The sequence below is a fragment of the Roseiarcus fermentans genome, from assembly GCF_003315135.1.
GTDB classification, from domain to species: Bacteria; Pseudomonadota; Alphaproteobacteria; order Rhizobiales; family Beijerinckiaceae; genus Roseiarcus; species Roseiarcus fermentans.
Map to the genome: position 1 here is coordinate 1 of NZ_QNRK01000026.1, position 22469 is coordinate 22469.

Genomic DNA, 22469 nt, shown 5'->3' on the forward strand with positions numbered 1-22469 from the left:
CCTCCGCCGGCAACCTCAAGGCGACCTGGACCCAGGCCACGCTGGTCGATTGGCCAAGGGCCGAAGGCCGGCCGTTCCTGCGCCGCGCCACCCAGATCAAAACCATCTGGACCCCCTACGGCGAGTGAGGCGGTTTCGTCTCGAGGCGGAGAACGACGCGATGTATCTCAATCGGTTCAAACTGGACGGTCGGGTGGCGGTGGTGACGGGGGGCGCGCAAGGGATCGGGCTCGCCTGCGTCGAGGCGCTGAGCGAGGCCGGAGCGTACGTCTATGTCGCCGACAAGAACCCTGCGGGCGCCGAGTCGGCCCGGACGGCGATGGCGGGGAAGGGTTACCAGACCGGTTTCGTGGAGATGGACGTCACGGATTCCGGATCGGTCGACGCCGCTGCGCAATCCGTGATGCGCGACAAGGGCCGCGTCGACGTCCTGGTCTGCAACGCCGGCATCGCCCGATCCGACATCCGCGCGGAAGACATGTCGAACGGCGACTGGCTCGACGTCATCGATGTCAATCTCAACGGCCTGTTCTGGTGCTGCCGGGCTTTTGGCCGGCCCATGCTGGCCGCGGGCCGCGGCTCGATCGTGAATATCGGCTCGATGTCCGGCTCGATCGTCAACAAGCCGCAGCCGCAGGCGCAATACAACGCTTCCAAGGCCGGCGTTCATCACCTGACGAAGTCGCTCGCCGCGGAATGGGCGGCCCGCGGAGTCCGGGTGAACGCGGTTGCGCCCACCTACATCAACACGCCGCTCCTCGCCTACGCCAAGCAGAACAAGCCGATGTTCGACGTATGGATCGATGGAACGCCCCTGTCGCGCGTGGGAGAGGTCGACGAGGTCGCTTCCGTCGTGCTGTTTCTCGCTTCCGATGCGGCGAGCCTGATGACCGGCGCCGTCGTGGCCGTCGACGGGGGTTACACCGCCTGGTGACGGGAGGCGGGCCGCGACGTCGGCAGGGTTCCGCGACCGGCCTCGTCATTCTCGTGGCGGTTCTGCGCATCGCCCGAGCGGTGAAGTCGGGGCGATGTCCCCGTGTGCGAAAGATCCATATCTTTCCCAGCTGAATGGCGTTCCGAGCCATTCCATTCGCCATCCGCCCCGCGCTAGTGTCCGGCGTCAAGGCGCGAGTCGATTGCGCCTGAGGGAGAGACGTCCATGTCCGAAGGGGCGACGCCGCGCGCCATCGTGGTGCGCGATCTGCGCGTGCTGGTCACCGCCGGAGCGAGCGGGATCGGGCGGGCCATAGCCCAGGCTTTCGCCGCCGGCGGCGCCCATGTCCACATCACCGACGTCGACGAGGCCGCGGTCGCCGACACGGTCTCGCAAATCCCGGGCCTTTCCGCCACGGCGGGGGACGCGTCCTCGCCGCAGGACGCCGATCGCGCCGCAGCCGACGTGGGCGCCCGCTTCGGCGGCCTCGACGTTCTCGTCAACAACGTCGGCGTCGCGGGCCCGACCGGCGTGATCGACAGCCTCTCGGACGGCGACGTCGAGCGCACGATCGACATCAACCTCAAGTCGCACTTCTACTTTCTGAACCGCTGCGTGCCGCTGCTGCGCGGCTCGACGCGCAACCCCGGCGTGGTGGCGATGAGCTCGGTCGCCGGTCGCCTCGGCTACGGCAATCGAACGCCCTACGCCGCGACCAAATGGGCGATCGTCGGCCTCGTCAAGTCGCTCGCGGTCGAGCTCGGCCCCGACGGCGTCCGCGCCAACGCCATCCTGCCCGGCGTGGTCGAGGGCCCGCGCATGGACCGGGTGATCGCCGCGCGCGCCGCCGCCGAGGGGGCCGGCTTCGACGCGGTGCGCGACTCCTACCTCGGCAAGATCTCGCTGCGCCGCATGGTCCAGGCGGAGGACGTCGCCAACCTCGCCCTGTTCCTGTCCTCCGATCTCGCCCGCAACATCACCGGCCAGGCCATCAGCGTCGACGGCAATGTCGAATATCTTTGACATCGCGCAGGGCGACCGGCGGCCTACGCAGGGACGGCGCAAGGTCGTCATCACCTGCGCGGTGACCGGGTCGGCGCACACGCCGTCGATGTCCGAATACCTGCCGGTGACGCCGGCCCAGATCGCCGCGCAGGCGATCGAGGCGGCCCGCGCCGGCGCCGCCGTCCTGCATCTCCACGCGCGCAACCCCGACGGCAGCCCGACGCCCGATCCCGCCGTCTTCCGCGAATTCGTGCCCCAGATCGCCGCCGAGACCGACGCCATCCTCAATTTCACCACCGGCGGCGGCGGCGCGCCGATGACGCTCGAGGAGCGGCTCGCCTATCCGCTCAAGGCGCGGCCGGAATTGTGCTCGCTCAACATGGGCTCGATGAATTTCGCCTTCCACAAGGCGGCGCGCGGCGTCGTCGGCTGGAAGCACGCCTGGGAGAAACCCTACGTCGAGGGCTCCGACGACCGGGTGTTCAAGAACACCTTCCGCGACATCAAGGCCATCCTGGGCGAACTCGGCGATCAGCGCGGGGCGCGCTTCGAGTTCGAGTGCTACGATGTCGGGCATCTGCACAATCTCGCGCATTGCGTAGAGGAGGGCCTGGTCAGGGGCCCCCTGTTCATCCAGTGCGCGCTCGGCGTTCTCGGCGGCCTCGGGCCGGAGCCCGAGAGCCTGTTCCTGATGCGCAGCGCCGCCGACCGCCTGTTCGGCCGGCGCAACTACGAATTCTCCGTGCTCGGCGCCGGCCGTCACCAGATGTCGCTGGTGACGATGGGCGCGATCATGGGCGGCCATGTCCGGGTCGGGCTCGAAGACAGCCTGTTCCTGAGCCGCGGCCTGCTCGCGCCCTCCTGCGCCGCGCAGGTTCTCAAGATCCGCAGGATCCTCGAGGAGTTGTCGCTCGACATCGCCACCCCGGCCGAGGCGCGCGAGATCCTGCAGACGAAGGGCGCCGACAAGGTGAACTTCCATGACTGACGCGACCGCCAACGCAGCCGTTCCGATGGGGCGCAAGGCCCGGCGCAGCCTGCTCGAGCCGATCGTGCTCGGCGTCGCGCTGGCGCTGATCGTCCTGTTCTCGACGACCATCCCCGGCTTCGCCAGCCTCGGCAACCTCTCCGTCATCCTGTCCAACTCGACGTCGCTGGTGATCCTGGCTTGCGGAATGGCGGTCGTGGTCATCTCCCGCGGCCTCGACCTGTCGCAGATCGCGGCGATGGTGGCCGGCGCCACGACCTTCAGCACGCTGATCAACGCCGGCCTTCCCGCGGCGGCGGCGCTCGCCCTCGCGGTCCTGGCGATGGCGCTGATCGGCTTCGTCAACGGCTGGCTGATCGCCTTCGTCGAGATCCCCGCCATGCTGGCGACCCTGGCGACCGCCATGTTCATGACCGGCCTGTTCCGCTTCGGCGTGCTGCGCGGCGACTACCTCCTGATCCTGCCCAAGTCGAACCCCGCGGTCGTGTTCTTCAAGTCCGACCTCCTGCCGGGACTGACCGCCCCGGTCGCGCTGATGATCGTGGCGCTGGTCGTGACGGGACTGGTCCTGCGCTTTTCCACCACCGGGCGCATCATCTACGGCATGGGCGACAATTTCCAGGCGGCGCGGCTGTCCGGCCTGCCGGTGCGCAACACCATCGTCTTCGTCTACGTCTATTCGGCGCTCGCGGCGCTGCTCGCCGGGCTGGTGATCGCGTCGGCGAGCGGGACGGTCGATTTTCGCATCGTCACCAACGGCAGCCTGCTGTTCGAAGTGATCCTGGTGGTCGTGCTCGGCGGCATTCCGCTGCGCGGCGGACGCGGCGGCGTGCGCAACCTGCTCGTCGGCGCCGCGCTGATCGCGGTGCTGCGCAACGGCATGACGCTCTACGACTTCAGCACCCAGACCCAGGACATGCTCAAGGGCGTCATCCTGATGGCGGCGATTTTCGTCGACAATTATCTCAACCCGAGAGACGCAGAGACCGATACCGCCGGCGATCTGTGAATCATGTTGGGCGCACCAGGGAGGAAACCGATGTCGAATACCGGAAGAAACAGGCTGATGGGGACGATTGCCGCCTTCGCGCTCGGCGCCTGCGTGGCGCTCGGCGCGACGGCCGCGGCGCGGGCGGACGCCGCCAGCGACATGGCCGGCAAGAAGGTGATCTTCGTGCCGATTTCCATGGGCATCACCCTCACCGAAGGCTGGGCGCGCCGGATGCGCGAGCATGCCGCGACCCACGGCTACAGCTTCGACGTCCGCGACGCCGCCTTCAACACGGGCGCGATGTCCGAACTGCTCGCCAAGGCGATCAGCGAGAAACCCGACGTCCTGGTGGTGCACAACCCGACGGTGCAGCTGCTCGCCCGCCAGATCAAGCAGGCACAGGCCGCCGGCATCAAGGTGCTGCAGATCAACCTCCAGTCCAATCAGCCTTCCAACGCCTTCGTCGGCGCCAACTGGACCCGCATCGGCACGGAGATCGCTCAGGACATCGTCAAGGAATGCGGCGCCGGCAGCGGCAAGTCGGGCAAGGTCGCGATCATTCCCGGCCAGCTCACCGCAGCCGACAGCGTGATGATGAACGAGGCGGCGTTCAAGGTGTTCAAGGACCATCCGGAGATCAAGGTGGTGTCGAACCAGGCCTCGGACTGGGAGCCGGAGAAGGCGCGCCAGATCACCGCGACGGTGTTGCAGCAGAACCCGGACCTGTGCGCGATCTTCGGCCACTGGGACGTCCACACGATCGGCGCCGGCAACGCGGTCAAGGACGCCGGCCTGTCGGGCAAGGTGCTCGTCTACGCCACCGGCGGCGGCGAGCAGGGCGAGGCGTGCAAGGCGATCGAGAACGGGACGCTCTCGGCCGAATGGAGCTATGACGCCGACGGCCAGGGGCGGGACGCCGGCACGATGATCGACCTTCTGCTGCAGGGCGCCGCCGCTCCGGGCGGCGCGATGCTGATCGCGGAATCGCCGCTCAAGGTGATCAAGGCCGGTCCCGACTACGATCCGAGCCTGTGCTGGAAGATGCCGCCCAAGAAGTAACCCCCACGCGCAGGGCCCCTGACCAGGGGTCCTGCGTCCCTCCCGGAGATTTGCGCCTTGTCGGCCCAGTTCGAGTTCGCGGCGGCGCCGAAGGCGCGCACGCCTTATTTCGTCGTCTCCCCGCGGCGCGTTCTCTCGGAAATCCTGTCCAAGGGATGGGTCGAGAGCACCGTGCCGTTCGTCGCGTTCCTGTGCGTGATCTTCGGCGTCGGGCTGACCAGCCACGGCTATTTCACCATCGACAATCTGCGTAATCTGGCGCTCTACGGGTCGGACGGCGGGCTCGTCGTCCTGGCGCTGTTCGTGGTCGTCGCCGCCGGCGGCATCGACCTGTCGGTCGGCTCCAATTTCGCCATGTCGGCGTTCGCCGCCCTCTATTGCTTCCATGTGCTGAACCTGCCCGTCCCCATCGTGCTGGCGGCGAGCCTCGCCTCCGGCGCGGCGGTCGGCGTGGTCAACGGGGCGCTCGCCGGGCTCGCCGGCTGCGGCGCGCTGCTGACGACGCTCGGGACCATGATCACGGTGCGCGGCGTCTACACGCTCGCCTCGCAAGGGCAGCTGGTCGCCATTTCCTCGAGCGCCCGGACCGACGAGGTCTGGGACTGGATCGGCTCGGAGCGGGTCCTGGGCGTTCCGGTCAACTTCTGGGCGCTCATTCTGGTGGCCGTCGCCGTGCTGGTGATGTTCCGCCAGTCCCGCTTCGGCTGGCACGTTCTGGCGGTCGGCGGCAACCGCAAGGCGGCGCGGCACGGCGGCATCCGGGTCAAGGCCACGATCTTCCTGGCCTACACGCTCGGCGGCGTGATCGTCGGCCTCGCCGGGTTCCTCTACGCCGCGCGCGAGAACGCCGTCGCCTCGGACACCGGCGTCGGCATGGAGTTCTTCGCCCTCACCGCGCTGGTGGTCGGGCTCGGCGGTTTCGTCCCCGGCCGCGGCTCGACGGTTGCGGTGCTGATCGGCTTCGCCACCATCTACATCCTCAACAACGCCCTCCTCAACGCCGGCCTGCGCGGCGATTTCGTCCAGCTCGCCATGGGCGCGATCCTGATCGTGATCCTGTCGATCGACACCAAGTTCAGGAAGCACAAGCACCGTCTGCTGGCCTCGACCTACGTCGACCCGGTCGCCTTCGAGGTCGACGCGGTCGCCGGGGCGAAAGGCCTGCTGCCGGGCGAGATCGCGGCCAAGCTCGCCGGCGCCGACATTCTCGCCGCCGGGCTGATCGACGGCCCGGAGGACGTGATCCTCGACGCCGACGACCATCTCTTTTGCGGGACGCGCGACGGGCGTCTCGTCCGCATCGCGGCGCCCGGCTACGACGAGGTCGAGACCTTCGCCCAGATCGGCGGGCGGCCGCTCGGGCTGGCGCTCGACCGCGAGGGCCGCATCCTCGTCTGCGTCGCCGGCATGGGCCTCGTGCGCGTCGACCGGCAGCGCCAGGTCGAGCTCCTGACCGACCAGACCCAGCGCAGCCTGTTCACCATCCAGGACGACACGACCATCCGGATGGCCGACGACCTCGATGTCGCCCCGGACGGGACGATCTATTTCTCCGACGCGACCAAGCGCTACGACATCGAGAGCTGGGGGCTCGACCTGCTCGAAGGCCGGCCGAACGGCCGCCTGCTGAGCTGGGACCCGAAGACGCGCAAGACCCGCACGGTGTGCGACAATCTGGTGTTCCCGAACGGCGTCTGCCTGACCCACGACGGTCGCCACCTGCTGGTCGCGAGCACGTGGACCTGCTCCCTGCTGATCTTCGATCTCGCCGACATGCGGGCCGGGCCGCGGGTGTTCGTTCACGGCCTGCCCGGCTATCCCGACAACGTCAACCGCGCTTCCGACGGCGGCTACTGGATCGCGCTCGCCGGCATGCGCAATCCGGTGACCGATCTCGCCATGCGCTTTCCGGGCGTGCGCCGCCGCATGACGCGCGCGGTCGCGCCGACCCACTGGCTGTTCGGCAACCTCAACATCGGCGGCGTCCTCAAGATCGACGCCGCCGGCCGGGTCGTCGACGCCTACTGGGACGAACCGGGCGGCCCGCTCTACATGATCACCTCGATGCGGGAGCATAAAGGGGCGCTCTATCTCGGCGGCGTCACCAACAACAAGATCGGCCGCATCCGGCTGGCGGCGGCCGACCCGTCCTGGACGGGACCGGCCAGCTACTGGGGAAAGGCCGAGCGGTGAGACTGTGGCGTGACAGGCGGAAGTCGCCGTCGATGACGCTCGAGGGCGTGCTCGGGCCGAACAACCGGCTCGAGGAGGCGCGAGGGGTCCCAGTCGAAGCGCCCGAGGCGGTCTCGGTCGGCGCCGACGGGCGGCTGCTCTTCTCCTCGGGCGCCGCGGTGTTCGCACTGCGGAAATGGGGCGAGGCGCCGCAGGCCTTCGCCCAATTCGAGCGGCCGGTCACGGCGCTGTGCAGCAGCCCTGGCGGCCTCGTCGCGGTCGGGACGCTCGGCGGCGCGCTGCGGGTGTGCGACGAGTCCGGCCTGACCGTGAAAGGGTGGGCGGCGCCCGAGCTCGCGGCCGTGGCCGACGCGCTGTTCCTGTCCGAAGACGAGCTTGCCGTGGTCGACCACGGCTATACCGCCGACGAGCCGCTGCTCTCGGTCGCGCCCTGGGACGATGCGGCGCGCGGAAAGCTGGTGGCGCTCCGGCGCGACGGCGCGCCGCGCGTCCTCGCGGGCGGACTCCACTGCCCGATGGGCCTCGCCCGCGACGGCGGCGGGGCGCTGATCGTCACGGAATTCGAGCGCGCCCGGATCGTCGACTCCTCCGGCGAGACGCGCCAGGCCGGCTATCCCGGCTATCTCGGCAGGCTGCGCAAGACCGCGTCCGGCTACCTGATGACGTGCCTCTCGCGGCGCGACCCGCTGGTCGAGTTCCTCAAGACGGAAAAGGGCTTCGTCGACGCGATGAAGGCGACCATCCCGCCGCGCTACTGGATCGGACCGCGCATCCACCCGGAATTCAGCCCCGACTTTCCGATCGAACTCGGGGCGACGCGGCTGTTCGGCGCGATCAAACCGTGGGCGCCGTCCTTCTCCTACGGGCTGGTGATCGAACTCAGCGACGCGCTCATGCCGGTCGGCTCGGCGCATTCGCGCGCCGACGGGCGCCGCCACGCCGTTTCCGACGCCGTCGTCTGGAACGGGGACCTCGTCGCCGTCAGCAAGGCGAGCGGGGAACTCCTGAACCTCGGTCCCACAGGAGCCCCGGCATGAGCCGTCGCCCCATCGTCGCGCTCGAGAACGTCACCAAGCGCTATGGCGCGATCGCGGCGCTCGAGGCCGCGAACTTCGACCTCTATCCGGGCGAGATCCACGCGCTCGTCGGCGAGAACGGCGCAGGCAAGTCGACGTTGTGCAAGCTGATCGCCGGCGTCATGCCGCCGACCGAGGGCGTGCTGCGCATCGACGACGCGCCGGTCGCCTTCTCGGCGCCCAAGGACGCGAGCCGGCTCGGCATCTCGATGGTGTTCCAGGAGACGAGCCTGGTGCCGCAGCTGACGGTGGCGCAGAACATGGTGCTCGGCCGCGAGCGCGCCTTCAACTCGGTGCGCAAGGTTAGAAACACGGCCCGCCAGGCGCTGCAGCGGCTGAACTTCAACGTCGACGCGTCGCAACTGGCAGGCGCCCTGTCCGCCGCCAAGCGTCAGATGGTCGAGATCGCCCGCGCGGTGCTGAACGACGCCCGGGTGATCATCTTCGACGAGCCGACGGCGTCGCTGACGCCGGAGGAGACGGAACATCTGTTCGACCTGATGAAGGCGTTGCGCCGGCGCGGGGTCGCCATGATCTTCATCTCGCATGCGCTCGAGGAGGCGCTCGCTCACGCCGACCGCGTCACCGTTCTCCGGAACGGGCGGTTGATGGTCACCGGCCCCGCGGCCGACTTCGACCGCGCCGGCCTCATCCGGCACATGATCGGCGAGGACCTCGCCAAACGCGACCCGACGGCGGCGGCGCGGCGCCCTCCGCCGGCGGCGGCGCCCGTCCTGCAGGTCGAGAACCTGCGCATGGGCGCGATGGTCAACAACATGTCCTTTTCCGTCTTTCCCGGGGAAATCACCGGAATCGCGGGCCTGATCGGCTCGGGACGGAGCGAAGCGGCGAGAGTCGTCGTCGGCCACACCAAGCGCAATTTCGGCGGCGGCCGGATCTGGCTGAACGGCCGCGAGGTTCGCTACGGATCGCCGGCCGAAGCGATCGCCGACGGCGTCGCCTACGTCAGCGAGGACCGCAAGCTCGACGGCTTCTTCGAGACGCTCGGCGTCTCCGAGAACATCGGACTGGGATGGCTCGCCAAATTCGGCCGCAGACGCTGGATCGCGCCGGCGCCGACGATGCGCGCGCTCGCCCAGGAATGGCGGACGAGGCTGTCGATCCGCGCAACCGGGTCGGATCAGCCGGTGCTCCACCTGTCGGGCGGCAACCAGCAGAAGGTCGTCATCGCCAAGTCGCTGGCGCAGCAGCCGCGGTTGATCATTTTCGACGAGCCGACGCGCGGGGTGGACGTCGGCGCCATCGCCGAGATCCACACGATCATCCGGGATCTCGCCCGCTCCGGCGCGGGCGTTGTCGTCATTTCGTCCTACCTGCCCGAGATCCTGGACCTGTCCGACCGCATCCTGGTCGCCAAGAGCGGCACCATCGCCGCCGAGTTCGTGCGCTCGGAGGCGACGGCCGAGAAGGTTCTCCAGGCCGCGATCCACTGACGGGGCGGGATTGCTCGCGCCGACGCGAAAGCGCCAATGTCTCTCGCAAGGCGCAGGCGCGCCATCACGGCGTCGCCCTCGGCGCGAACGTCGCCAGCGGGAGAAGAACGGGTGTCTGCGAACAGCCTGGCCGCCGCCGCCAAGGTTCTGGAGACCGTCGCGCTCGGGGGCGGCGATTCCGATCTCGACGGCCTCGTCGCGGCGCTCGAGGCGGCGTCCGGCGACGCCGACGGCGCGGCGGTCGAGGAGTTCCGCCGCCATGTCGCGGCCATTCGCAGGCTCCTGAAGGACAACGCGCTGTCCGAGCGCGGTCTCAACGTCCTGATCGACACCACCCACGACCTCTCCAGCACGTTGACCTTGCAGGATCTGCTGCGGACGATCGTCGTCCGCGCGCGAACCCTCGTCGGCGCGGACCTGGCCTGGGTGACGGTGCTCGACGACGAGTCCGGCGTCTTCCGCGTCGTGACGGCCGAGGGCCATCTGTCGCCGGCGACCGCCGCGATGACCAGCCGCATCGATTACGGGGCGGTCAGCCTGGTGATGAAGTCGAAGAGCTTCTTCGAGACGCAGGACTACCTGAGCGACCAGCGCTTCCCGCACGCGACGCATCTCGATCGCATCTTCGAGGACGAGAAGATCAAAGCGCTCGCCGGGTTCCCGATTCTCTGGGAGAACAAGGTCCACGGCCTTCTGTTCGTCGCCAATCGCCACGCCCGCAAGCTCGACGGCCCGGAGACGTCGCTGCTCGGCGCCTTCGCCCTGCACGCGGGCGTGGCGATGCAGAACGCCAACGCCTTCGCCATGCTGTCGGAGGCGCTCGCCGAAGCCGAGCGCAGCCGCAGCGCGCTGATCGACCACATCCAGAAGGTCGAGGCGTCGGCGGTGGCGCACGACGAATTGACCGACCTTCTCGCCTCGGGCGCCGAGATCCGGCGCTTCCTCGAGAAGATGTCGAACCGGATCAGCGGCGTGGTCTTTCTGTACGACGACGCGTTCCGGATCCAGGACGAGTTCGCGAGCCCGGGCTACAACGCCGTCCTGGCGGACGAACTCAGGGCGGGGCGGATCGACCTCGCGCTGCTCATGCGCGCCAACGCGCAGTCGCGGCAGTCCGGCCGCTCGGTCGTCATGCTCGAGCGCGGCGACGAGCAGTGCCGGGCGATCGCGCTCCACGGCGGCGACGGCCGCCGCGACAGTCTGGTGATGTGCCACCCGGGCGAGCTCGACGCCATCGAGGTTCGCAACCTGGAGCGCAGCGCGGTGGCTCTCTCCATCGCCAAGCTCTGGAACGAGCGGCGCGAAACGGAAAGGCTGATCGCCTCCTCGGCGCTGCTTCGCCATCTGGTGCTGGTGCGGCCGCCCGACCCCTCGACCATCTCGGCGGCGCGCGACCGCCTCGGGCTGCGCGCCGACCAGCCCGTCCAGCTCGCCGTCATCGCGATGTCGGGCATGGATCGGGCCTCCCAGACCGCACGCGTCCGCGAATGCGCCACGAGCGTCTGCGTGCTGGTCGATCTGTTCGACGACGCCTACCTCGCCATCGGCCCCGTCGCAGCGATGCAGACCTTTCTGCACAGTCTTTCGAAGGCTCAGGGCGAGGGCGCAACCGGAGGCGTCCTGTCGGAGCCGTTCGGCGATCTGGCGGAGGCGGCCGACCATTTCGGCCGGGTCAACCGCGCCCTTCAGGTGCTGCGCAAGATGAAGGCGCTCGACCGCTTCGTGAACCAGCGCGAAGTCAACCTGTTCGCCAAGCTGTTCGAGGTCGCCGACGCGGCGCGCCTCGCCGCCTACGCGGAGCAGGTGCTCGGCCGGATCGCCGCCAAGGCGCCGCGGCAGAAGAGCGAACTCGAACGCACGCTGCTGGTCTATTTCGACGCCCAGCACAACATCAAGCGCACGGCGGAGACGCTCGGTCTGCACATCAACACGGTTCGGCAGCGCCTCGACGCGCTGCGCGAGATGACGGGCGGCTGGGACGACCCGGTCGAGGGCCTCGAGCTGCACGTCGCGCTGAGGCTGAGCGCGCTCCTCGCGTGAGGGGCGCGCCGGCGCGGCGATCGGACGCACGCGCCCTCGCCTCGAACCAGCCTCCCTGCTTTGGGACCATTGACCTTCCGCGCCTCGTCACGGAAAAGCGTGCGCCCGCGATCCCGTGTGGCCCCAAGTCTGCAATCAGACGTGAGATGAGGTTGACATGGATTCCGGCAATATCGCGGTCGTCGTGCTGCTCGTGGTCGTCGTGGTTCTCGCGGCGCTGGTTTTCATGTTCGGCTATCCGCTGCTGATCTGGGTCGCGGTGCTCGCGGCGTTCGCGGCGCTCGCGCTCATCGTCTACATCTCGCTCGGCGACTTCGGCAAGAAGCCGTCGCACTCTTAGACGTCCGGCGGACGCGACGGCGCCCCCGGCGGCCGAAGAACGTCTGAACTCGCCGAGTTCCTGTGACTTTTCAATGCCCGAGGCGCGGCGGTATGCCGCGCCTTCACCATTTGAAACACTTCCGATTTGCAGGCAGGAGGATTGCTTACGAGGGCGGGGTCGTTCACCAAGCCGACATGGTCCTTCCTTCTCGCGCCAAAGGCCTCCTTCGATGAGCACCGACGTGATTGCTTCGTCCCCCGTCCGCTGGCGGCGTTTTCTCGCCGTGGCCGGCCCGGGCATCGTCGTGATGCTCGCCGACACCGACGCCGGCAGCGTCATCACGGCGGCGCAGAGCGGCGCGCAGTGGGGCTACAATCTGTTGCTCCTGCAGATTGTCCTGATTCCGATCCTGTACGTCGTTCAGGAACTCACCGTCCGTCTCGGCGCGGTGACCGGCCAGGGTCATGCGGCGCTGATCAAGAAGCATTTCGGCCGCGGCTGGGCGTGGCTCTCGGTCGCGACGCTGATCGTGACCTGCCTCGGCGCGCTGCTGACGGAATTCGCCGGCCTCACCGGCGTCGGCAATCTCATCGGCGTCCCGACGTCGGTCACGCTGGCGCTGGTGGTCGTGGCGATGCTGGCGATGGCGCTGATGCACGGCTACGCGACGGTCGAGCGGATCGCGATCGCGGTCGGCGCCTTCGAACTCGTGTTTCTTCTGGTCGCGATGCTCGCCCATCCCGGCCTGACCGAGATGGCGTCCGGCGCGGTGACCATTCCCATCGCCGATCCGAAGTATCTCTTTCTGGTCTCGGCCAACATCGGCGCCGTGATCATGCCGTGGATGGTGTTCTTCCAGCAGGCGTCGATCGTCGAGAAGGGGATAACGGTCAAGGATCTCGGTTCGGCCAAGCTCGACACGGCGATCGGCGCGGTCGTCACCCAGGTCATCATGGCCTCGGTGCTGGTCGCGACGGCGGCGACGCTCAACAAGGCGGGCGGCGACCACGCGCTCGACACGGTCGAGGACATCGTCGGGGCGATCACCCCGTTCCTCGGCGGCTTCGCGGGCAAGCTCCTGTTCTGTCTCGGCATGGTCGGAGCGTCGACGGTGGCGGCGATCGTCGTGACGCTGACGGCGGCGCGCGCGCTGGCCGAGGTTCTGGGCGCGAAGCACAAGCTCGAGGACGAACCGAGCGAGGCGCCGTGCTTCTACGGCTTCTACGCCGTCGCGCTGATCGTGTGCGCGACGATCGTGGGCTCCGGCGTGAACCTCGTCTCGCTCAGCGTCGGCGTTCAGGTGATGAACGCCCTCCTGCTGCCGATCGTGCTCGGCTTCCTGTTCCTGCTCGCCCGCAGGCTTCCGGCGCCCTACCGGCTGAAGGGCGGCTACGCCGGGCTCGTCGGCGCGATCATCGCGGCGACGGTGGTGTTCGGGGTCTATTCCGGCGTCGCCGGCCTCTGGGGCTGACGGGGCGGCGGCGCTAAGCGCGTCAGGTCCGGCGCAGGGCGCGCACGACCGCCTGAACGGACGCGGCCTCGACGAACGGCGGGTTGCGCCGCCGCTGAGGCGCGACGTGAAAGCGGACCGTCCGCGGCGCCTGCAGCATCGCCTCGATTCGCCGCTCGACCTGCCGATCGGCCCTCGTCACCCGTTCGCGAAGGCGGCGGAGGTCGGACCAGGAGTCGAGCGAGAAGGTCTCCACCCAGCGCCCGTCGTCCTCGACGTCCTGAAAGGCGCCCCAACGCGTCGCGCCGTCCCGCCGGCGCTCGCGCCCGACCTCCGCAATGGCGTCGACAAAGGCGGCGCGCTCGGCCGGGCCGACGCGATAGTCGACGATCACCAGAACCGGCCCCTCGTCGTCCTCGACCGCCCGCGCGAGGTCGATCCTGCGATAGTGCAGCGACGGCGCGAGATCGACCGCGGCCGCGCCGCCGAGCCGCAGGCGCGCGGTCAGCGGCAGCGTCAGCGCCAGCCCCGCGGCAGCGGCGAGGAGCGCATGAGCGGGGTCGTCGACGCTCGCGAGCGTCCCCCAGCCGGCGCTGCCGACGGTCACCGAGCCGAACGCCACGGTCAACAGGACCGAGAGCCCCCGGCCGCGCACCCAGGTCGGCAGGACCTGCTGGGCTGCGATGGTGAGGCCGGTCAGCGCGAGGATTCCGGCGAACCCGGCCACGAGGCTCGCCGCGAGCAGAACGGGAACGCTGCGCGAGGCGCCGAACAGAACCAGCGCGGCGGAGACGAGGACGCAGCCGAGGTCGACGACCCGATCGAGCCCGACCCGACGCCTCAGCGCGACGAAGGCGAGCGAGCCGCCGATGGCGCCGAGCGCGCCCGCCGACAACAGCGCCGCATAGAAGCCGGGCCGCCCGAGCGCCTGGCGCGCGACGACGGGAAGGAGCGCAGCGGAAGCGCTGGCGAAGGCGAAGAAGGCCAGCGCGCGCAGGAGGGGGCCATGCAGGCGGCGGTTGTGAAGGGCGTGGCGCAGGCCGACGCCGATCGCGCGCCAGACGCGCTCGGGCGGCGGTCTCGCCTCGGACCGTTGCGGCGCCCGCCCGGCGAGCAGGAGGGCGATCGCCGCCGCATTGCAGGCGAAAAACGCCCAGAACGGGGCCGACGCGCCGGCAATCGCGGTGGCGAGGCCGAACGCCGGCGGCCCGGCGAGGCGGCTGAGGGTGTAGGCCAGTCCGTTCGCGGCGATCGCCGATTCCAGCTCCTCCGGCGGCGCCGCTTCGGGAATGATCGCGAGCCACGCCGGCGCGTTCAGCGCCCATGCCCCGCTGAGCACGAAGATCGTCGCCAGCAGGGACGCGGAGGTGGCGCGCCCGCTGGCCACGACCGCGGCGAAGGCCGCGACGACGAGGGCGATCAGCGCCGTGTTGGCGATCAGAAAGCGCCGCGGCCTGACGACGTCGGCGAGCGCGCCGCCGACCAGCGTCAGCAGGAACATCGGCAGGACGGTCGCGGTCTGAACCAGCGACACCATGACGGGTTCGGGGTCGAGCGACGTCATCAGCCAGGCGCAGGCGGCGTCGAAGGTCGCGATGCCGCAGAGCGCCACGGCGTTCGCCATCCAGACCATGGCGAAAGCGCGGTGTCCGAGGGCGCCGAAAGTCCGCATGCGACCGATCCCGCCCGACGATCGGAGCATCCGGGCGGCGGGGGCGGGCGCAATGCGGCATATCGCCGCCTGCGGAGCGGAGGCCCCGCCGCGTTCAGATCGTCTTCAGCCGCACGATCACGTCGATGGCGGTGATCTCCATGCCCTCGGGGGCCGGAATGTCGATCGTCGGCAGCCACGCGTCCGGGATGTCGGACAGCGCTTCGGTATCCTCGCGGTAGAAATGGAAGTGCGGCCCGGTCTTGGTGTCGTACCACAGCTTAGCGTCGTAGATAGCGATCTCACGCAGGAGCCCGCAGCGCGCGAACTCGTTGAGCGTGTTGTAGATGGTGCCGAGCGTCGGCGCGAAGCGGATCGCGCGCGTCTGCTGATAGATCGTTTCCGCGGTGAAGTGCCAGTCGCCGCCGCCGAAGATCACGCGGCCGAGGTCGACCCGCTGACGCGTGGGGCGAACCCCCGCAGCCGTCAGCCTGCGGCGGATGTATCCGTCGGTCGCCTGTTTCTCGGGACTGCTGCTCGCCTGCATCTCCTCACCGTTTCCTACAGCCCGTGGCCCCCGTGTCGCAAACCCGACATCTTGTCGCGCGGCGGGCGCGTCTCCCCGCGACCCCTGTCATGCAGCAAATTCCGGACCGTTGGCAAGATCCGGCGTTTGCGCCTATGGTCGCGGGTGAACATGACGGAGCGGACAGTGGCGATTACGGGCGGATGTCTGTGCGGGGCGGTCCGATTCGCGATCGAAGCCGAGGCGCCGATCGGCGTGCGCCAGTGCTGGTGCCGCGTCTGCCAGAGACTCGGGGCCGGCAGCGGGACGGTCAACGCCATCTTCGCCAGCGAGGCGGTGACGGTCTCGGGGCCGCTGACCGACTATGTCTCCACGGCCGACAGCGGCTCCGTCATGCACCGCCGCTTCTGCGCGCGATGCGGCACGCCGGTGTTCAGCGAAGCCGAGCCGCGCCCGCATCAGATCGTCGTGCGCGCAGGAACGCTCGACGACCCGGAGCTCGCCCCGCCGGGCGCCGTCATCTGGACGAAGTCGGCGCCGAGCTGGGCCTGCTTCGACCCGAGCCTGCCCCTGATCGAGGGACAGGCGCCGCCGGCGGCGAGTTGAAAACGTCACGAGCCTCCTGCATGCATGCCTGGTCCGCGTCGCGGACCGATCCTCCTCACGCCAGAAACCCGAGGCTCATGACCCTTTCCCTGCACCAGTCCAGCGTCGTCGCGTTCGAAACGTCCCTCAGGGCGTTCCTCGTCATTCTCGACAAGGCCGAATCGCATGCGCAGGCGCGCAACTTCGATCCGACCAACTACCTCGGCCTGCGGCTCGCCCCGGACATGCTGCCGTTCGTCCGGCAGGTGCAGATCTTTTGCGACCACGCCAAGAACGCGCCTTCGCGCCTCGTCGGCGTGGCGGCGCCCGTCTTCGAGGACACGGAGACGACCTTGGCCGAGTTGCGCGCGAGAATCGGCCGGACGCTCGACTATCTCGCGACGCTCGACCGGCAGGCGATCGACGCCGCCGCGGCGAGCGACGTCGTGTTTCCGGCCGGGCCGAACAAATTCAAGATGAGGGGCGATACTTATCTCATGCACTACGTCCTGCCGAACTTCTATTTTCACCTGGTGACCGCCTACGACCTCCTGCGCGCCGCCGGGGTCGAGATCGGCAAGCGCGACTTCCTCGGCGCCGTTCCGGGCGTCGAGCAGGTCTGACGCGCGAACGGAGGAGTTGACCGGATGAGCATCGACAGACTTCGGCCCGGCCCGCGCATGTCGCAGGCCGTCGTCCACGGCGACACGGTCTATCTCGCGGGCCAGGTCGCCGACCAGGCGAAGGGCGGCAGCGTCTCGGACCAGACGAAGGAGATCCTCGAGGCGATCGATCGCCTGCTCGCCGAGGCCGGCTCGGACAAGACGAAGATTGTGTCGGCGACGATCTACCTCGCCGACATCGCGACCTTCGCCGAGATGAACGCCGTGTGGGACGGCTGGGTCCCGGCGGGCCACACGCCGGCGCGGGCGACGGTCGAGGCGAGGCTCGCCGCGCCCGCCTATACCGTCGAGATCGCCTGCATCGCCGCCCGCGACTGATCGCGGCGGAGGACGCGCGGATGGCCAAGACCCTGTCGCAGACAATCGCCAAGAGCGCATTCGAGCGCGTCGCGACGCCGGCGGAGGCGGTCGATCGCCTCGTCCGGCTGTACGAGGAGGCGACGCAGGCGCTGCGGGCGGCGGTCGAGCGCTTTCTCAAGACCGGCGAAGCGCCCTCGGCCGCGACCCGGGCGCAGTTCCGCTATCCGGAGCTGCGCCTGATCTACGAGCCGAGCGGTCCGCCGCCGGTCAATCCGCGCGCTTACGGCAAGTTCAGCGAGGCCGGCGTCTATTCGGTCACGGTGACGCAGCCGGCCGACTTCCGCCCCTATCTCATCGAGCAGCTCGAGCCGCTGGTGTCCGAATACGGCGCCCACATCGAGGTCGGGATCGGCGACCAGGAGATCCCCTACCCCTACGTGATCGAGAGCGGCGACGAGCTGACGCGCGGCGGCGCCGACGCGGCCGAGCTCGCCCGCTATTTTCCGGTTCCCTCGCTCGCCACCATCGGCGACGAGACCGCCGACGGCGAGTTCATCCACGACCACGAACGCCCGCTGGCGCTGTTCGACGCGCCGCGGATCGACTATTCGCTGCGCCGACTCGTGCATTACACCGGCTCCGACTGGCGCTCGATGCAGCCGTGGGTGCTCTTGACCAACTACCACCGCTACGTCGACCAGTTCGTCCACTGGGGTCTCAAGCAACTCCACGCCGATCCGACGGTCGAGAAGGTCGTGCTGCCCGGCAACGTCGCCATCGACCGCTCGCTCACGCCCGAGGAGGCCGAGATCCGGGCGATGGGCGTGGCCTGGCACCGGTTCCAGATGCCGGCCTACCATCTCGTCCGCGCCGACGGGCGCGGCGTCACGCTGGTCAACATCGGCGTCGGGCCGGCGAACGCCAAGAACATCACCGACCACATCGCCGTGCTGCGCCCGCATTGCTGGCTGATGGTCGGCCATTGCGCCGGCCTGCGCCAGTCGCAACAGATCGGCGACTATGTGCTGGCGCACGCCTACCTCAGACGCGACAACATTCTCGACGACGCGGTGCCGCTGATGATGCCGATCCCGGCGATCGCGGAGGTGCAGGTCGCCCTGCAGCAGGCGGTGGCCCAGGTGACCGGCGAGAAGGGCGAGGCGCTGAAGCGGCGCCTGCGCACCGGCACCGTCGTCACCAACGACGACCGCAACTGGGAGCTGCGCTGGTCGAAGGAGCGGCGGCTGATCAACATCTCGCGCGCCATCGCGGTCGACATGGAATCGGCGACCATCGCCACCCAGGGTTTTCGCATGCGCGTGCCCTACGGGACGCTGTTGTGCGTGTCCGACAAGCCGCTGCACGGCGAGATCAAGCTGCCCGGCGCCGCCAACGCCTTTTACGAGCGGGCGATCGCCGAGCACCTGCAGATCGGCATCGCCGCGCTCGGGCTGCTCCAGAGCATCGACGAGAGCCTGCACTCGCGCAAGCTGCGCAGCTTCGACGAGCCGCCGTTCCGCTGAGGGGCGGCGCGAGCGCGGCGGCGGCGGGCTTTCTGCCGCCGAAGCGCCCGCCCTTCTGCTCGGACATCGTCCCGGCTGTCTTTCGGACTTCGCCCTCGCGGAACCGTCGTCGAGCGCCGCTTCGGACGATAAAAGGCCAGCTGCGTGCGCCGCTGCCGGTTCGCGTCGTATTCCGTCTTCACCAGATTGTAGTCGGCGGCGAGACTGAAACTGATCGGCAGCTTTCCGATCTTCACGGGCCTGCGCCGCCGCCGATCGGAACCGCGCACTTCGTTCCCGGCATCTCCCAGTTGGCGGTGACGATGGCGGCCGTGGTCACATATCCATCGCTCGGCTCCGTCAGAACCCCCTCGTCACGCCGATGCGGGGCGGCTTCACCGGCGCGGCGACACCGTAGATGACGGTCAGGCCCGAGCCGCCGCCCCAGGTCGAGGTGGCGCGGTTGGGGTTGTCCGACGTCGCCGCGACGGGATCGTTCCAGTTGTTCGCGGCCCAGACGTCGCCGGCAGGGTCGATCGCCACGTCCGTCAGCATCTGGATGCTGCCGCCCTTGAACACATGCAGGACGTCGCCGGGCCTGGTTCCCGGCTTGTGCCCCTGCGTGTCGACGCCGGCCATCAGCACGACGCTGCGCCCGAGCGGGTAAGGCCCGAGATTGCCGACCCAGACGTCGTCATTGCCGTCGATGTTCACGCCCCACGGCACGTCGATCGCCCCGCCGCCGTCGAAGCCCTTCGGCGCGACCTGGGTCCCGTCCGGGAGGATCAGGTTCACCACGCCGGTTGGCTTCGGATACGTCAACAGCGCCTTTCCGAGAATCTCGAACTGCGTCATGATCGAGGCGTGGTCCGGCATCCTGGGAATCGGAAAGTCCGGCGACATGTTGCTCGTCACCCAGACGTTGGCCTTCGAATCCATCGCCAGCGCGCGGACGCTGATGCCGGCGCGGAAGGTCTCGGTCTTCGTCGGGTCGTCGGCCGGGAACCGGACGATCGTGTCCGACTGCGCGTTGCTGACCCAGACGCGGTTTTGCGGATCGATGACGATGTCGAAAGGCGATCTGAGGCCGGCGACCTTGACGATCCGGCCGTCCTTGATGCGGCCTTCCGGAAAGAACAGAAGCTGATCGTCCGATCCGTCGGCGATCCAGACGTCGCCGTTGTCCGCCACGCCTATGCCCATCAGGCCCCGCAACTTCTGCTTGAACGGCAGGTCCTGCTCGGTCGCGACCGGCTTGCCGTCGAAATCCATGACCAGCAGCTTGCCGTTGAAACTCGTCACCCACACCTTGTCCCTGGTCACGGCCGTTCCCCAACCGACGCCGTCGAGTCCCATGCCGGTGAAACCGGTGATCGGCGGCGAGAGCGGCTTTCCGTTGGGCGCCATCTCGAGGACGCCGCCGCCGATGCTGTTGACCGCCCCGGACTGCGAGCCTGGCATCCAGTTCTGCCCGCTCCACAGGTTCCCATCCGCGTCGAACATGAAGCGGCCGTTCGCGTACATTCCGCCGCCGGCAAAGGCGAGCATGAGCGAAAAGTCGTCCGGGGCGTACAGGAGGTAGGGCAGGAACGGCGCCGCGCGGCGCGCCCCATCCGCAGGCTGAGGATAGGCTTCGGCGAACAACCCGAAGAGGCCCTTCGGGTCCGCCCACGACTCCCTCGCGACGCCGACCATCGCCTCGAGGGTGTTCTTCGGCTGCGGGCCGGCGGTCGGGGTCGCAGCCTTGAACAGGCGGCCGCGCCAGTCCGCGTCGCCGAGCACCGCGTAGGCGGTGATCAGCGAGCCGAGCGTGTCGAAGGTGGCGAGCGTGGTCGTTTGCGTGCTGTTGATCGGATCGAGCAGCGCCTTGCCCCATCCGCCGGTCGCGAGATCGACGAGGTTCGGCACGTTCCCGGCGGCGATCTTCAGGCCGAGCGGATTGCCGGAGATCGACTCGCCGTCGAGGAATCGGGCGTTGGTGAAGGCGGACGCCACGGTCGTCAGTTCGTTGATGACAACCCTGGGCGGCGGGTCGCTCCCGAGGACGGCCAGGAGTTCGAGTCCCTTGCTGTCGCCGCCGGGTTTGGCGACGGCGGGGGCGCCGCCGCTCGCGATGAGGTAAAGGCTCGAAGCGCCATTCGGCGCCGCATCGACAGAAACGACAAACCGCCCCTCGGCGTCGGTCGTGACCTGCGCGAGTCGCGATGGCGCGTTCGCGCTCGCGGCCCAGAGGCCGACCGTGGACCCGGCGACGGCTCCGCCGCCGATCTGAACCTGTCCCTCGATGCGAACGGCGGCGTCCGCAGCGCCGCACGAGGAACCAAACAACCCCAGAATTCCCACGGCCAGGGCGCTGCGCGCCGACCGTCGTCGCCTATGTCCAGTCATGGCGTCCTCCGCCTGTCACGCGTCCGCTTCGAACGGGTCCGCGTCGTCTGATTGGGCCGCACCCCGCGCCATCGTTCGGCGCTGGGGAAAAGTCCCGTTATCATGAGCGTGGTATTCGCGGCGCCCAAAATTGGGTAATTCAAGGGCGCAGACGCATCAATTCGTCTTGCCAGGAGCCCTCGTCATGGATCGCCAAGAGGGCATGGAACTCCTGAAGACCAACGGCTGGCTCAGCGCCGCGCCCGCCGAATTCCAACAGGCGATCCTGTCGCGCTCGGACTGGCGGCGCTTCGACGCTGGCGCTCCGATCCAGGCGGGCGGCGAGGACGACGGCGAATTGATCGGGCTGGCGCGCGGCGTCATCGCAATCCGAACGATCCTCGGCCGCGCGGACACGCCGCTCATGCATCTTGCCCATCCGGTGTTTTGGTTCGGCTACGTCCCCATCCTGACCGGTCGGCCCCGACGGCTCGTCGCCGACGCCAGGACGCCGGTCTGGCTCGCGCAAGTTCCTCAAGCCGCTGTCAAAGCGCTGCTCGTCGAGCGACCCGAATGGTGGCGGCATCTGATGCAACTGTCGATCATCTACGGCGACGTCTCGCAGACCGTCGCCGCCGACCTCCTGATCCGGGATAGCGAGCGGCGCTGCGCAGCGGTGCTCTTGAGGCTCGGCGCAGTTCGGTTCGCCAGTTCCCGCGACAGCGAGCCGGTTGATGTTCTCGTGACGCAGCACGACCTTGCCGGGGCCGCCAACCTCTCGCGCAACTCCGCTGGCGCGATGGTGCAACGGCTCAAGGCGCGCGGGCTGATCGCGCCCGGCTACCGAGGCATGACGATCGGCGCCCCCGCGGCGCTGAGGGCCTTCGTAGACGAGGAATGAGCTTCACGGGAAAGCGATCAGGTTCTTGCTGGGCTGCCTGGCGAACGTCCGCGCCTCGCGCCCTCGCCCGGTTCCGCCGTCGGCGGGTTTATGGCGCTCTCGCGAGGGCGGGCTCCGGCTTCGGTGACGGCGCGCCGCGGAACGCGAAACCGTAAGCGCGGCGGGAGCGCGCTCCAGCGCCCCGGGACGTGGCGGTCCCGCGGGGTCGGGGCGACGATCCAGGTAATAGCGTCGTCGTTGCGCTTCGTAACTCCCAAGCCGGCAGCGAACAGCGCCGTCATCGCGAGCGACCCCCGGGTCGAAGAGCCCGGGGGGAAGCGATCCAGGGCCGCTGGGCCGCTGTCGCGCCTTCTGGTCGTCCAGCCGCCCTTCGTTGCGAGCAGAAGACGGAGCGATTTTTTCCGCAGGAGGCAAGCGGCGGCATGGGTTGCTTCGTCGCTTC

19 protein-coding genes are annotated in these 22469 nt (G+C 69.0%); 16 read left to right on the top strand and 3 right to left on the bottom strand.

The features are described 5' to 3' along the window. Window positions 1–160 precede the first annotated feature (160 nt). The 11 genes from DFR50_RS20840 (at window position 161) to DFR50_RS20890 (ending at window position 13533) form a co-directional block, all read left to right on the top strand. On the top strand, window positions 161–934 hold the full coding sequence (locus DFR50_RS20840) for an SDR family NAD(P)-dependent oxidoreductase (RefSeq protein ID WP_113891198.1): 774 nt from the start codon (window positions 161–163) through the stop codon (window positions 932–934). 225 nt (window positions 935–1159) lie between these two features. Then, window positions 1160–1957, top strand: a complete 798-nt coding sequence (locus tag DFR50_RS20845) for an SDR family oxidoreductase (protein WP_113891199.1) — start codon at window positions 1160–1162, stop codon at window positions 1955–1957. Next, window positions 1941–2927: a 3,5-dioxohexanoate:acetyl-CoA acetone transferase gene (gene kce, locus DFR50_RS20850; protein WP_113891200.1), complete on the top strand. Its 987-nt coding sequence runs from the start codon at window positions 1941–1943 to the stop codon at window positions 2925–2927. The genes DFR50_RS20845 and kce overlap by 17 nt, the downstream gene beginning before the upstream one ends. Next, window positions 2920–3936 carry an ABC transporter permease gene (locus DFR50_RS20855; protein ID WP_113891201.1) on the top strand — a complete coding sequence of 339 codons (1017 nt, stop codon included), beginning with the start codon at window positions 2920–2922 and terminating at the stop codon, window positions 3934–3936. The genes kce and DFR50_RS20855 overlap by 8 nt, the downstream gene beginning before the upstream one ends. 57 nt (window positions 3937–3993) lie before the next feature. After that, on the top strand, window positions 3994–4977 hold the full coding sequence (locus tag DFR50_RS20860; protein WP_170153312.1) for a sugar ABC transporter substrate-binding protein: 984 nt from the start codon (window positions 3994–3996) through the stop codon (window positions 4975–4977). Window positions 4978–5034: 57 nt separating this feature from the next. Further along, window positions 5035–7170, top strand: a complete 2136-nt coding sequence (locus DFR50_RS20865; protein ID WP_113891203.1) for an ABC transporter permease — start codon at window positions 5035–5037, stop codon at window positions 7168–7170. Window positions 7171–7202: 32 nt separating this feature from the next. After that, the gene (locus DFR50_RS20870) at window positions 7203–8207 is read left to right on the top strand and encodes an SMP-30/gluconolactonase/LRE family protein (RefSeq protein ID WP_113891204.1); all 1005 of its coding nucleotides are present in this window, start codon (window positions 7203–7205) and stop codon (window positions 8205–8207) included. Continuing rightward, the gene (locus DFR50_RS20875; protein WP_113891205.1) at window positions 8204–9700 is read left to right on the top strand and encodes a sugar ABC transporter ATP-binding protein; all 1497 of its coding nucleotides are present in this window, start codon (window positions 8204–8206) and stop codon (window positions 9698–9700) included. Before DFR50_RS20870 ends, DFR50_RS20875 begins: the two co-directional genes overlap by 4 nt. A 111-nt stretch (window positions 9701–9811) precedes the next feature. Continuing rightward, window positions 9812–11740: a helix-turn-helix domain-containing protein gene (locus DFR50_RS20880; protein WP_170153313.1), complete on the top strand. Its 1929-nt coding sequence runs from the start codon at window positions 9812–9814 to the stop codon at window positions 11738–11740. 157 nt (window positions 11741–11897) lie between these two features. Continuing rightward, window positions 11898–12080: a hypothetical protein gene (locus tag DFR50_RS20885; RefSeq protein ID WP_113891207.1), complete on the top strand. Its 183-nt coding sequence runs from the start codon at window positions 11898–11900 to the stop codon at window positions 12078–12080. A gap of 211 nt (window positions 12081–12291) precedes the next feature. Beyond that, complete coding sequence (locus DFR50_RS20890; RefSeq protein ID WP_245428010.1) at window positions 12292–13533, top strand: NRAMP family divalent metal transporter; 1242 nt, start codon at window positions 12292–12294, stop codon at window positions 13531–13533. A gap of 22 nt (window positions 13534–13555) precedes the next feature. Here DFR50_RS20890 and DFR50_RS20895 read toward each other — a convergent pair whose 3' ends face one another. Together DFR50_RS20895 and DFR50_RS20900 are read right to left on the bottom strand one after the other, a co-directional pair. Then, entirely contained in the window at window positions 13556–15184 is a 1629-nt protein-coding gene (locus DFR50_RS20895) for an MFS transporter (protein ID WP_170153314.1), read from the bottom strand. Window positions 15185–15278: 94 nt separating this feature from the next. Further along, window positions 15279–15710 carry a Fur family transcriptional regulator gene (locus DFR50_RS20900; RefSeq protein ID WP_113891209.1) on the bottom strand — a complete coding sequence of 144 codons (432 nt, stop codon included), beginning with the start codon at window positions 15708–15710 and terminating at the stop codon, window positions 15279–15281. A 150-nt stretch (window positions 15711–15860) separates the two neighbouring features. On the opposite strand from DFR50_RS20900, the gene DFR50_RS20905 reads away from it, so the two are divergent. The 4 genes from DFR50_RS20905 (at window position 15861) to DFR50_RS20920 (ending at window position 18780) form a co-directional block, all read left to right on the top strand. Further along, window positions 15861–16295, top strand: coding sequence for a GFA family protein (locus DFR50_RS20905; protein ID WP_210208990.1), 435 nt, complete (start codon window positions 15861–15863; stop codon window positions 16293–16295). 77 nt (window positions 16296–16372) lie between these two features. Next, on the top strand, window positions 16373–16897 hold the full coding sequence (locus tag DFR50_RS20910; RefSeq protein ID WP_113891211.1) for a DUF1993 domain-containing protein: 525 nt from the start codon (window positions 16373–16375) through the stop codon (window positions 16895–16897). Window positions 16898–16921: 24 nt separating this feature from the next. After that, a complete protein-coding gene (locus DFR50_RS20915; RefSeq protein ID WP_113891212.1) occupies window positions 16922–17275 on the top strand; it encodes a RidA family protein in 354 nt (117 codons plus the stop codon). 20 nt (window positions 17276–17295) lie between these two features. Continuing rightward, complete coding sequence (locus DFR50_RS20920; RefSeq protein WP_113891213.1) at window positions 17296–18780, top strand: AMP nucleosidase; 1485 nt, start codon at window positions 17296–17298, stop codon at window positions 18778–18780. 339 nt (window positions 18781–19119) lie between these two features. On the opposite strand, the gene DFR50_RS20925 is transcribed toward DFR50_RS20920, so the two are convergent. Then, window positions 19120–21147: an NHL repeat-containing protein gene (locus tag DFR50_RS20925; protein ID WP_147262832.1), complete on the bottom strand. Its 2028-nt coding sequence runs from the start codon at window positions 21145–21147 to the stop codon at window positions 19120–19122. 184 nt (window positions 21148–21331) lie between these two features. Here DFR50_RS20925 and DFR50_RS20930 point away from each other — a divergent pair, with 184 nt between their 5' ends. Continuing rightward, complete coding sequence (locus DFR50_RS20930) at window positions 21332–22027, top strand: Crp/Fnr family transcriptional regulator (RefSeq protein WP_113891215.1); 696 nt, start codon at window positions 21332–21334, stop codon at window positions 22025–22027. Window positions 22028–22469: the final 442 nt, after the last annotated feature.

Bases quoted from the DNA above. Each gene is read 5' to 3' on its own strand.
- DFR50_RS20840 (WP_113891198.1), top strand. From the start codon at position 161: ATGTATCTCAATCGGTTCAAACTGGACGGTCGGGTGGCGGTGGTGACG.
- DFR50_RS20845 (WP_113891199.1), top strand. From the start codon at position 1,160: ATGTCCGAAGGGGCGACGCCGCGCGCCATCGTGGTGCGCGATCTGCGC.
- kce (WP_113891200.1), top strand. From the start codon at position 1,941: ATGTCGAATATCTTTGACATCGCGCAGGGCGACCGGCGGCCTACGCAG.
- DFR50_RS20855 (WP_113891201.1), top strand. From the start codon at position 2,920: ATGACTGACGCGACCGCCAACGCAGCCGTTCCGATGGGGCGCAAGGCC.
- DFR50_RS20860 (WP_170153312.1), top strand. From the start codon at position 3,994: ATGGGGACGATTGCCGCCTTCGCGCTCGGCGCCTGCGTGGCGCTCGGC.
- DFR50_RS20870 (WP_113891204.1), top strand. From the start codon at position 7,203: ATGACGCTCGAGGGCGTGCTCGGGCCGAACAACCGGCTCGAGGAGGCG.
- DFR50_RS20875 (WP_113891205.1), top strand. From the start codon at position 8,204: ATGAGCCGTCGCCCCATCGTCGCGCTCGAGAACGTCACCAAGCGCTAT.
- DFR50_RS20885 (WP_113891207.1), top strand. From the start codon at position 11,898: ATGGATTCCGGCAATATCGCGGTCGTCGTGCTGCTCGTGGTCGTCGTG.
- DFR50_RS20890 (WP_245428010.1), top strand. From the start codon at position 12,292: ATGAGCACCGACGTGATTGCTTCGTCCCCCGTCCGCTGGCGGCGTTTT.
- DFR50_RS20895 (WP_170153314.1), bottom strand. From the start codon at position 15,184: ATGCGGACTTTCGGCGCCCTCGGACACCGCGCTTTCGCCATGGTCTGG.
- DFR50_RS20900 (WP_113891209.1), bottom strand. From the start codon at position 15,710: ATGCAGGCGAGCAGCAGTCCCGAGAAACAGGCGACCGACGGATACATC.
- DFR50_RS20905 (WP_210208990.1), top strand. From the start codon at position 15,861: ATGACGGAGCGGACAGTGGCGATTACGGGCGGATGTCTGTGCGGGGCG.
- DFR50_RS20910 (WP_113891211.1), top strand. From the start codon at position 16,373: ATGACCCTTTCCCTGCACCAGTCCAGCGTCGTCGCGTTCGAAACGTCC.
- DFR50_RS20915 (WP_113891212.1), top strand. From the start codon at position 16,922: ATGAGCATCGACAGACTTCGGCCCGGCCCGCGCATGTCGCAGGCCGTC.
- DFR50_RS20920 (WP_113891213.1), top strand. From the start codon at position 17,296: ATGGCCAAGACCCTGTCGCAGACAATCGCCAAGAGCGCATTCGAGCGC.
- DFR50_RS20925 (WP_147262832.1), bottom strand. From the start codon at position 21,147: ATGACTGGACATAGGCGACGACGGTCGGCGCGCAGCGCCCTGGCCGTG.
- DFR50_RS20930 (WP_113891215.1), top strand. From the start codon at position 21,332: ATGGATCGCCAAGAGGGCATGGAACTCCTGAAGACCAACGGCTGGCTC.